This window comes from Azohydromonas australica DSM 1124, from assembly GCF_000430725.1.
GTDB classification, from domain to species: Bacteria; Pseudomonadota; Gammaproteobacteria; order Burkholderiales; family Burkholderiaceae_C; genus Azohydromonas; species Azohydromonas australica.
On record NZ_KE387221.1, the window covers coordinates 1 to 9,989 of the forward strand.

10 protein-coding genes and 2 pseudogenes are annotated in these 9,989 nt (G+C 62.8%); 5 read left to right on the forward strand and 7 right to left on the reverse strand.

Annotation, left to right across the window (positions count from 1 at the left end):
- Positions 1-399 precede the first annotated feature (399 nt).
- Positions 400-642 (forward strand): annotated as a pseudogene (locus tag H537_RS54190) (IS66 family transposase); the annotation flags it as partial.
- A 213-nt stretch (positions 643-855) separates the two neighbouring features.
- On the opposite strand, the pseudogene H537_RS48390 reads toward H537_RS54190, so the two are convergent.
- The 6 genes and pseudogenes from H537_RS48390 to H537_RS0139270 form a co-directional block, all read right to left on the reverse strand.
- Positions 856-1,338 (reverse strand): annotated as a pseudogene (locus H537_RS48390) (transposase); the annotation flags it as partial.
- 126 nt (positions 1,339-1,464) lie between these two features.
- Positions 1,465-1,833 (reverse strand): PilZ domain-containing protein, encoded by a 369-nt coding sequence (locus H537_RS52050; RefSeq protein WP_084151302.1) that lies wholly within the window; start codon positions 1,831-1,833, stop codon positions 1,465-1,467.
- A 240-nt stretch (positions 1,834-2,073) separates the two neighbouring features.
- Entirely contained in the window at positions 2,074-2,457 is a 384-nt protein-coding gene (locus tag H537_RS48395) for a response regulator transcription factor (protein ID WP_043462274.1), read from the reverse strand.
- Positions 2,454-2,951, reverse strand: a complete 498-nt coding sequence (locus tag H537_RS48400) for a GAF domain-containing protein (protein WP_051244688.1) — start codon at positions 2,949-2,951, stop codon at positions 2,454-2,456. Before H537_RS48400 ends, H537_RS48395 begins: the two co-directional genes overlap by 4 nt.
- A 23-nt stretch (positions 2,952-2,974) precedes the next feature.
- Positions 2,975-4,330 carry a chemotaxis protein CheW gene (locus H537_RS0139265; protein ID WP_029002204.1) on the reverse strand — a complete coding sequence of 452 codons (1,356 nt, stop codon included), beginning with the start codon at positions 4,328-4,330 and terminating at the stop codon, positions 2,975-2,977.
- Positions 4,327-6,042, reverse strand: coding sequence for a methyl-accepting chemotaxis protein (locus H537_RS0139270; protein ID WP_029002205.1), 1,716 nt, complete (start codon positions 6,040-6,042; stop codon positions 4,327-4,329). Before H537_RS0139270 ends, H537_RS0139265 begins: the two co-directional genes overlap by 4 nt.
- Positions 6,043-6,058: 16 nt before the next feature.
- Between H537_RS0139270 and trfA (H537_RS50190) the strand changes: the two genes are divergently transcribed.
- The 4 genes from trfA (H537_RS50190) (at position 6,059) to H537_RS52060 (ending at position 8,263) form a co-directional block, all read left to right on the forward strand.
- Entirely contained in the window at positions 6,059-6,598 is a 540-nt protein-coding gene (trfA, locus tag H537_RS50190) for a plasmid replication initiator TrfA (protein ID WP_084151303.1), read from the forward strand.
- 29 nt (positions 6,599-6,627) lie between these two features.
- Positions 6,628-6,828: a plasmid replication initiator TrfA gene (trfA, locus tag H537_RS56390; protein WP_259375264.1), complete on the forward strand. Its 201-nt coding sequence runs from the start codon at positions 6,628-6,630 to the stop codon at positions 6,826-6,828.
- A 126-nt stretch (positions 6,829-6,954) separates the two neighbouring features.
- Positions 6,955-7,593, forward strand: coding sequence for an ISAzo13-like element transposase-related protein (locus H537_RS54820; protein ID WP_084151304.1), 639 nt, complete (start codon positions 6,955-6,957; stop codon positions 7,591-7,593).
- Positions 7,544-8,263: an ISAzo13 family transposase gene (locus tag H537_RS52060; protein WP_238446972.1), complete on the forward strand. Its 720-nt coding sequence runs from the start codon at positions 7,544-7,546 to the stop codon at positions 8,261-8,263. The genes H537_RS54820 and H537_RS52060 overlap by 50 nt, the downstream gene beginning before the upstream one ends.
- 290 nt (positions 8,264-8,553) lie before the next feature.
- On the opposite strand, the gene H537_RS48415 is transcribed toward H537_RS52060, so the two are convergent.
- On the reverse strand, positions 8,554-9,989 hold a 1,436-nt coding region (locus H537_RS48415), incomplete at its 5' end, for a DUF4097 family beta strand repeat-containing protein (protein ID WP_043462276.1).

The following is a 9,989-nucleotide window of genomic DNA, read 5'->3' on the forward strand; positions in this document are numbered from 1 at the left end:
CGCAGCGGCCGACTCCACCCCTCACGAGGTCGTCGTTGATCAACTGCCGGTCGATCACCACCACGGACTTCCCTTGTTGCACGGTCGATCTGTACCCATGCGTGCTGCCACCACTACCCCGGTGGACGCGGCGCCTGCTCTTCACGCTCACTTCGGCGCCGCCAACGGCCTTCCCCGTTGTTATGGCGGGTCGGCATCCACGACGACTTTTCGAGGCCTGCTCAGTGTTCACTCACGTTGCGGCCCGCATGGCCTGCTGGCCTCCTACGAGGCCTTTTCAAGCAGTGCTTCAGCCCATTCGTTACCTCCTGGACCGCTCCTTGTGCTTCCGGCCGGAGCGCGAGTTGGCCGGGTCGGACTTTCACCGACGGATCAACCGTGCCTTGACAAGGCACACATAACAACGCCGCCGAACGCGCCTTGCGCCCGGCCGTTGTCGGACGCAAGAATTTCTACGGCTCAGGCAGCCAGTGGTCTGGAGAAGTGGGCGCGACACTGATGAGCCTGCTCATGACCGTCAAGCTCTGGAAAATCAATGCCCGTGCCTGGCTGAGCGCATACCTCAACGCCTGCGCCAACGAGGGCGGCCGTGCACCAAGCAACATTGGCGCTTTTATCCCGTGGCAGATGAACGAGGCATAGCTCGCGGCCATGCGCGCAGGCCCTGACAAAGCTTCGCACGGCATCAATAGCTCGTGACAGGCTCACCCCGTGCACGGACTCGCGCGGGAATGAGAGCAACACGAGGGCTGTATTGGCAAGCCCTGGCGAACCGCTTTGCGCAGGGCCTGTACCCAGCGGCATGTCGAACGCCGCCCAAGCGGGCTATGGGGTTCGCCGAATATTTACGGCGCTGGTGGCGTACCAGTTATCCATGAGCACTGTGCGTACAGGTAAGCCCTTGTGGATCAACAAGTTGTCGAGCATGTCCTGTACATGGTCGAGCTTGCTCTTGCCATCCTGATCCGGCGCAAAAATGCGATAGTCGTTGATCCAGTACTGCTGCAGTTCTGGATTGACGTACACGCATGTCACCACGCCAATGCCTTTAATCACGCGATGCGCGTTACCGCTGTACTGGCTCCTTACCAACTCGATGCGATGCGAATAAGACTTGTCGAGTACGGTATCGTCAAAAATCAGATAGCCATGAGCGCTGGGAATCACGTGCGGCCGAATGTTTTCCCAAATGATGCGTGATGTGATGCGCTCGCCGTTCAAATACCGATTGAGGGCGTCATGGCTGAAGTGGGCATGATGCTCGGCATAGTGCGTCAAGGTGAAGTTGACCTGACTCGATAACAGGAACTGACAGTAGTCCACGCGGGATGGATTCATGTCGCCGCTTAGTGAAAGACAAAACTATGATCTATGCTTTCAAGAAGTTCAAGTTGAAATTAATTCATGTGATTTCTATGATTTTCTATCAAACTTTTGCGTAAGTCCTAAACTATTTTCCTTGCATCAGGCTGACACATAACTCATGATGATATTCCGAGCACCTTCTTCAAGATCGAGAAACTCAAGCCCAATTATGAATCCATCTTCTTTGGCGCTCAATATGCTATGTATCACTCTTCCTGAAACACAGATTCTGCTGACTCCCCGATCCGATCCGTAAACCTCAAAAATGACTCGACATCGCGAATTCAACTGCATGTTGGTTGGCGCGATAATAGCAATACCACCCAAGCCTATATCGTAGGTCCTTATGGCAACATGGTCTCCGCTTGGCGATATCAGCCGGGCGAATGTTCGGAGCATTTTGCGCCCGGCCCTGCGGCGATCCGATACCGAGTTGTCCAGACTTCTACTGTCATACAGGATCTTCATTCTGCGGGTTCTCCTACGATGCCTTCTCTTACCACACGCGGAAGTGCCAAGACACAAACAGGCCTGCCTGCAATATCACCGCCCATTTTCTTGCTCAAGCCAACGCACCCAGTTTTCGCATACTCCAATTCTTGCGAAAATTGGTTTTTCCACAATAGTCAGGTGAGGCCGCTACACAGATAGCATTCCATCTGTTGTCGTTGAAAAGCAGATCCATTTTGGGGTGCGTAACCGCACTGGCTAGCCAGGGCCAGCCTCGGCACTGTCACTCATGACAGCAACATGTCTTGCCTTGAGGTAGCCGAGCAGGCTTTTCACCTTCAGTGGCTTGTGGAGTGTGTCCGACACAGCAGCGCAGTGCACGGATGAGCCGGGTGCTTGCAGCCCAATGACCCGGCTGGCGTTGCAGCGCTTGGCGAAAGCATCGATGTCCGCCACCGCAGCACCGTCAAGTGCGATGATGACCAAGTCGTAGCGTTGCAGCCGGGCCAGTTTGTCGGCAGCGTGGAGCGTCGCGGCTTCATGGACCTCGGCGATGCCGAGTTGGCGCGCCGCTGCAGCCACGGTTCGCCTGAGTACGAAATGCGGCTCGAACAGCAACACAGTAGGCATCAGCGCGGTCATTGGCCGCCTCCGGGCGAAAGCAGTTCCTCCGCGACAAGGTCTCGCAGCGACGCCAGGATCCCCAAGTCCGTTGCATCCAGCTGCCGCGGCTTCGTGTCGATCAGGCACAGGGTGCCGACCCGTTGCCCGTCTCGAGCGGCCAGCGGCGCTCCAGCGTAGAAGCGGATGAACGGTGCGCCTGTCACCAGCGGGTTGTCCGCAAAGCGCTCGTCGGCACTGGCGTCCTCGATCACGAAGATGGATTCGCGGACCACTGCATGGCCGCAGAACGAGATGTCGCGCCCGGTTTCGCAGACCTCCAGGCCTACACGGGCCTTGAACCATTGGCGGTTCTCGTCGATCAGACTCACGAGCGCGATGGGACAGTCGAATTCGTCGGCCGCGAACCTCACCACCCGGTCAAAGCGCTCCTCCGGTGGCGTGTCCAGGATCAGCAGCGCACGCAGCGCGGCGAGTCGTTCTTGTTCTTCAGCGGGGATCGGTGCAGGAGTCATCAACAACACAGTCAAGGATGAAATCAGGCCAGCATGTAAGCGACCTGATCGAGATCGATCACCATGTGCGTCGTGCGTTGGGCCGACCGCGTGACGGTGATCGTCTGGAATTCGCCGAAAGCAGCGGCCCGCATGGCGCCAGGCTGCACGGCGGCCCCCTGCGCCCAATCCGTCACGCGGTGCACGGCGATGGCCGCCAGCGCGCCGTCTGGCATGGCCACCACAAATGCCACCTGCAGGGGACTGGCTGCCTCCTGGCCGCTATACGCAGGAAGCGAAACCAAGGGCAGGCTTTGCCCTCGGAAGGACAGCCTAGCGCCACCGCGCAGCAGTTGCACCATCGTGGCTAGATCGAGTGCGACGACTTGAACGACACTGCCAGCGGGCGCGGCGTAGGTCGTGTCCGCTTCGAACAGTAAGTAGGAAGCAGCACCCGCTGCATGCGGGCCCGAGGCCGCAGACGCCGTACCGGGATCAGCAGCGCGACTGCCTCGGCTGATCTCGGTCTCGGGCAAGGCACACAGCAGCCGCTCCACGTCCACCCGCAGCACTTCGCTGCCATCGGGTGCGATGGCTGGTTCAAACTGATCGGTATGGGGCGGCACTTCGAGTTGGACCAGCTGCCGGGCTTCGTTGATCAGGATGGCCGCGCTGAGCTCGCCACTGCAGACCACCGCCCAGAGTTCGGCGTCCGTGGTGCGCTCCTGCTTGTCTCGCAACGCGGCCAAGTCGAGCACAGGCATCTTGCGCGCGCGCCAGGAACAGATCCCGCGCGCATGCGAGCCTGGCGGCGACACGAACTCCAGCGCCTTCGCTGGCGCGACTTCCAGAAGATGCTGCGCCGGGATGGCCCAGCGCAGGCCACCCGCGCTCAAGATGGCATGGGGCCGACGCTGTAGCGAGCTTGCACCGTCTGGTTGGGTTAAACCGCCCCAGGACAGCGCGCTGTCCTCGCACCAGATCTGCGTCAGCTTCATCAGGCGCTCGACCTCCAGCAGTGCCGCGGAGCCTGCGCCGGCCCAGCGCACGCAGGACTGGAACAGTTCGCTTGGGTCGTCGTCGTGGTGAAGCCGGGACACCGACGCTGCGGCTGCGACACCGTGTAAGGAGCTGACCCGCACAGCGACGGCCTTGCCCGCGCTGCGCAACACCAATGCTTGGTGTCCAGGCGTCGTGGCATGCCCCATATCCAGCCACAGGGCCAGATCCAGCAATGGAACCATGCCCCATGGGGTGTCACAGGTGCTGGCCAGCGCACCGCTGCGCCGAGGCAGCGGTAGGGGCGACCCCACCAAGACAGCTTGCGCCACGGCGTCGGTCGCCACGGCCAACTCCTGGTCGCCGATGCGCAGCCGCGCATAGCGGCCATGTCCGCTCATCCCCGCACCGCCTCTTGCTGTAGGTCCTGCAGCAGCCCGGCCACGTCAGTTGTGGACGAGGCCTGTTGGCTCATCGCGGCATGGATGTCGGCAATGGAACGCGTGGTGGTGTCTACTTGCTGCTGGATGCGCCGGAATGCCGCGTCCACCTCCTCAGACAGCCGGCCACCTTCAGCGACGCGTGCCCCGTTCTGGCTGAGCAGTCTCGCGATCTCGCGCACGGAACTCGCCGACTTCTCCGCAAGCTTGCGAACCTCGTCGGCCACGACGGAAAAGCCCATGCCATGCTCTCCAGCGCGAGCGGCCTCGATGGCGGCGTTGAAAGCCAACAGATGGGTCTGGCTGGCGATCTCGCTGATCGTGTCGATGATCTCGTGCACGGCGTCGGAGGACTGTCGCAGCTCGATGATTGCTTCTCGGGAGCGGTGCAGCAACTGGCTGCCCTCCGCGGCCTGTTGCTGCATCTGGCCTGCCAGCTCAGCGGTGCGCTCGGTGGTTCGCGCCACGCTGCCGATTGACCCACTCATGTCCTGCAGCAGCCGGGAAATGCTTGACACCCGGGCGGAGATCTGCCACTCGCGCTCGACCTGCGCGCCGATGTCCATGGCAAACTTCACGACCTTGTAGGGCTTGCCGTCGTGGTCCAGGATCGGGTTGTAAGTCGCCTGAATCCACACCTCGGCGTTGTGCTTGCCGACACGGCGGAACCGCCCGGACTTGAACCGTCCCTCGGCCAGGTCGGCCCAGAAGTCGCGGTAAGCCTGCGTGCGCACCTCATCGGGGTCGCAAAACATCGCGTGATGCCGCCCGCGGATTTCCTCCAGCGTGTATCCCAGCGTGCGCAGGAAGTTGCCGTTGGCGTTCAGCACGTTGCCTTGCAGATCGAACTCGATGACGGCCTGGGAGCGATTGAGCGCGTCGAACTTGCCCTGAGCTTCTACAGCCCGCTGCATCTCGGCGGTGATGTCCGTGGCGAACTTGACGACCTTGATCGGCTTGCCGTTGACGTCAAACACAGGGTTGTAAGAAGCCTGGATCCATACGTCCTTGCCTGACTTGGATACGCGCCGGTAGCGGCCAGCGTCCGGCTCACCGCGTGAGAGGCGCTGCCAGAACAGCTGGTACTCTTGCGAGCGGCTGTGACCGGCATCGCAAAAGAGGCGGTGGTGCTGGCCGACAACTTCTCCCAGCGTATAGCCTAGCGCCGACAGGAAGTTCTCGTTGGCGCAGAGCACTCGACCGTCAAGGTCGAACTCGATCACGGCCATCACCTTGTCAATGGCCGCCATCTTGCCCTCGAAGTCGAGTTGCATGCGGCGCACGTCGGTGACATCGGTTGCCAGCTTGACCACGCCGACCGGACGTCCGGATTCATCGAGGATAGGGTTGTACGAGGCCTGCAGCCAGATCGCGCGTCCGCGTTTATCCAGGCGCATGTAGACGCCGGAATCAGCTCGGCCGGTGCCCAGCCGGCTCCAGAATGCTCTGTAGGCGTCGCTTTGCGCAAACTCCGGGGTGCAAAAGATCCGGTGGTGCTTGCCGATGACCTCATCCGCGCTGTACCCCATGCAAGAAAGGAACAGCTCGTTGGCACGTGTCACATGCCCTTCGAGGTCAAACTCGATGACGGCCTGTACTCCATCAAGAGCGGCCAGCAATCCCGCTTGACGGGCAGCGTCAGCAACAGCAGCACAGGGTAGGTTCGCAAGCAAGGTAGAGCTCCGGGGGATGGGCAGTACGCTGCCCTTATCGGATCAGGCAGGACTCTGTTTAGACCTGCATCAATCGCTTGCGCCCTTGCCCAGCATTGAAGGACAAGCTGTTCCACCGTTTGGGACTTGGCGCCGCCGTGGCCTCAGCGAGCACGGTTGCTCAGTGCGCGGGGTCACCATCACGTATACCGGGGAAGAGTTGCGGCAGGACGATGCCGATGTCTTCCTGCAGCTGTTGCACACCGCCCGAGGTCACCCTCTTGGGTCTGAAGTCCGTTTCATTGCCAGTCACATGCTGGAGCGGCTGAAGTGGACCCACAACTCCGAGTCCTATAACCGGCTGGAAGCCTGTGTCGTACGCCTCCAGGCTACGTCAGTGCGGGTCACCGTTGCGCTACCGGAAGGAGATGAAACCTTCTATGGCTCGCTGCTGCCCAAGGTGCTGCGCAGCCGCAAGACCGCCAAGGAATCCATCGCCTACTGGCGCATCAGCCTCGATCCGGACATCGTGGCGCTCTTTGGGATGCCCATTACTCGCTGCTGGAGTGGGATCTGAGGCTGTCGCTGCCGCCTCTGGCCAAGTGGCTGCACACCTTCTACAGCACTCATGTCGAGCCTTGGCCATACAGCGTGGCCTCACTGCACCAGTACAGCGGCAGCGAAACCAAGCTGCTCAAGCAGTTCCGCTACAAGCTGCGGGAGGCGCTGGGCCTGCTGGTCGAGAGAGGATTCCTGGTTGCGGCGACCATCAACGAGGCTGATTTGGTGGTGGTGGAAAGGGCGTAGCGCAATAGTGACCGGCGTCAAAGCTGCCTAAGGGTCCGTCCAACATCTACTGCTCCACTGTTGACTCGGGATTGGGAAGAGGCGTAGTAATGACGGTGTTGTCTCGTGTGTTGAGGAGGTGCCGAAATGCGCCCCTACATCCATGTATGCCAGTGCCCGGAATGCCTGTCGCAAGCTGACGGTCCGACCTGCGCCCTGCACCAGCGAGTCAACTTGTTCCTGAGCCGGCTTGATGAACAACAGCGTCGCTGGTACGCCGCGCTGCAGGCACAGGAACTTGGCCATGGTGGCGAGAGGCTGGTGGCGAAGATCACCGGCGTCAGTGAGAAGACCATTCGGCGGGGCCGAAGCGAGCTCGATGCCGAATTGGCGGACCGCCCTGTAGGGCGGGTTCGCCAAGCAGGCGGCGGACGTCCCTTCACCGAGGAACATGACCCGCAGATCGAGCAAGCCCTGGAGCGGATACTGGAGTCCGAGACAGCGGGCGACCCGCAACGCCGCACCAAGTTCAAGCGCAGTTCACTGCGTCAGCTCAGCGCGCGGCTACGGCAAGGCGGCCACTCGGCATGCCCGACCACGGTGTCGCGGCTGCTGCGCAAGCTGGGCTATTCGCCCAAGGTCAACGCCCGACGCAAGGAGGCCAAGGCGTCGCCTGAGCAGCGCGACGAGCAGTTCCGCCACATCGAGCAGCAAAAGCAGGCCTTCCTTGCTGCCGGTGAGCCAATCATCAGCGTGGATACGAAAAAAAAAGGAGCACATCGGTAACTTCAAGAACGCCGGACAGGCTTGGTGCCGCGAGCCCGAGAGCGTGCTGGTGCATGACTATCCCCAGGACGCCATCGGCCAGGCCATCCCCTACGGTGTCTACACGCTCAACACCAACCAAGGCTATGTTTGCGTGGGCGACTGCTTCGACACGCCACGCTTTGCGGTGGAATCGATCGACAACTGGTGGCACGAGCAGGGCCGCAAGAGCTTCCCCAACGCTCGGCGGCTTCTCATCCTGGCCGACGCTGGCGGCTCCAACAGCTGCCGCTCTCGCGTGTGGAAGGCGCAGTTGCAAGAGCAAATCTGCGATATGTACAGGCTCGACGTGACGGTGTGCCACTACCCCAACGGGTGTTCCAAGTGGAACCCCATCGAGCACCGGCTATTCAGCCACATCAGCATGAACTGGGCGGGCAAGCCGCTGCGCAGCTTCGAGTTGATGTGCGCCTACATCGAGGGCACGACGACAAGCACAGGTCTCACCGTCCGGGCCGACCTCGTGCGTGGTGGGAACGAACTCGGCGAACGGGTCAGCAACGAAGAGATGAAGCAGCTACGCCTGAAGTACCACTCGTTGTGCCCGCAATGGAACTACACGCTGAGGCCTCGTTCGCTGCGCCAGGTAGAGGCTCGCTGGCGAGCCCGATATGAGAAATACGGAACGTAGATGTTGGACGGACCCTAGTACTACAGCCGGGCTTTAGCTTTACGAAGGCAGCGCGCCAAGCAATGCCACTGGGCGCGCTGCCTTCGTAAAGCTAAAGCCCGGCTGTAGTACTAGCGACTAGCGCGAACCTGTACCCGCTGCTGCAGACCTGCATCGTCAACGTCATCGCCGGTAGCTGACCGATCGCGACACCCCCAAACCCGGTTTCTGCACGAATGTGGAAGAGGCCCCTGTCACGCCGGCGCAGGCCGGGATGACGGGGACATTCTGATCGCCACGGCGACTCGGCATCAATCGCCTTCGGCCTGCGGCAGGGCCTGCGCTTCACCTGCCTCGGCCCGGTCCTCCGGCACCACACCGTCAAGGCTGGCCTCGGCCACGACGATGGGGATCGCCGCCACGTCCGGCAGCCAGAGGGCGTCCAGGTGCTCGCGCCACGACCGCGCAGGCGTCTCGGACACGGGCACCTTGCCGGCCGCCATGTCGGCCAGCACGGCCTCGGGTGCCTGCCAGGACGTCGGAGGCTCCTCGGACTGCGCCTCGTCGACCCGGCGCATGCGCTGGGGCAGCGTGTCCAGCAGCCCGCTCTCAGCGGGCGGGGCGAAGGACAGCATCTCCAGCGCCGAGGCCAGCAGCACGCTGGTCGTCTGGACCGGCTGCAGCGGCGCATGCGGGAACCACGCCAGCCCGTCAGACGACGCCAGCCCACCGGTACCCGCCAGCACCGGCTCCAGCCGGCCGTCGGGCAGCCGGTCGCGTGCTCCCATCGAGGGGTCGTTCACGCCTCGCTGCAACAGCGAGGCGTAAAGAGCTCCCGCCTGCTGCTCGGTCAGGCTGGTCAGCCCAGTCATGAGCACGATGCGGCCGTTGAGCGCCTCCACCTTGCCAGTGTCGATGCGGCCGGTGTCGGACATCAGCACCACGTAGCCAGTGGGCGACCCGGAGCTCACGCCCTCGTCACCCAGCCACAGGCCGCGCTCGCCAAAGATGACGATGTTGCCCGCCTGCGCATTGGCCGCGCGCAGCTCGCCCGCCTCTACGCGCAGTTGGGCCGTGCCGAAGCCGCCGATGCCGTTGCGTGCCGACAGCGTGAGTACGCCGGTGGTGCGCAGGTTCGGACGCGGATCGCCGGTCTGCACGATGACCGCACCCTCCACGCTGACATGGATCGCGCCGCTGCCCGCATCCACATGCGAGGCCCGGAAATCACCCTGCACGGCAACGTCGATGCGCCCGCCGCGGGTGAGCATTCCGGTGCCGGCGTCCATGGCCAGGTCGCCGCCGGTGACGGCCACCTCGATGTCGCCGGCGCCGGAAGCCACTTCCAGGCCGATGCCCGACAGGCGCAGGCCGCCGCTGTCACGCAGGTGGATGCCGCCGGCCCCGGTCCGGGCCGACAGGCGATCCACGGCGAGCGTGACCGGGGCGCCATGGCTGCCGATGGCCAGGCCCGCCTCCACGGACAGCAGGCCGCCCTGCACCAGCGCGCCGGCACTGGCGTGCAGCATGCCGTCAAGGGCCTGCAGCTCCACCGTGTCGCCGCTCACCAGCGCATTGGCATCGAGCACCAGATGGCCCGACGCCGATGCAAGCGCCACGGTGGCGCCGTCCCCATGGGAAGCCAGCTGCCTGATGGCCACCGTATCCCGCTCGGCCACGTGGACATCCCCGCGCGCGCTCTCCACGTCCAGCGCCCGCACCGCCGTCTGCAGGGGCGCCGAGCGCA

What these genes read in the sequence shown, in the direction of transcription:
- H537_RS52050 (WP_084151302.1), bottom strand. Translation starts at nt 1,833, where the DNA reads ATGAAGATCCTGTATGACAGTAGAAGTCTGGACAACTCGGTATCGGAT.
- H537_RS48395 (WP_043462274.1), bottom strand. Translation starts at nt 2,457, where the DNA reads ATGACCGCGCTGATGCCTACTGTGTTGCTGTTCGAGCCGCATTTCGTA.
- H537_RS48400 (WP_051244688.1), bottom strand. Translation starts at nt 2,951, where the DNA reads ATGACTCCTGCACCGATCCCCGCTGAAGAACAAGAACGACTCGCCGCG.
- H537_RS0139265 (WP_029002204.1), bottom strand. Translation starts at nt 4,330, where the DNA reads ATGAGCGGACATGGCCGCTATGCGCGGCTGCGCATCGGCGACCAGGAG.
- trfA (WP_084151303.1), top strand. Translation starts at nt 6,059, where the DNA reads ATGGGCAGTACGCTGCCCTTATCGGATCAGGCAGGACTCTGTTTAGAC.
- H537_RS54820 (WP_084151304.1), top strand. Translation starts at nt 6,955, where the DNA reads ATGCGCCCCTACATCCATGTATGCCAGTGCCCGGAATGCCTGTCGCAA.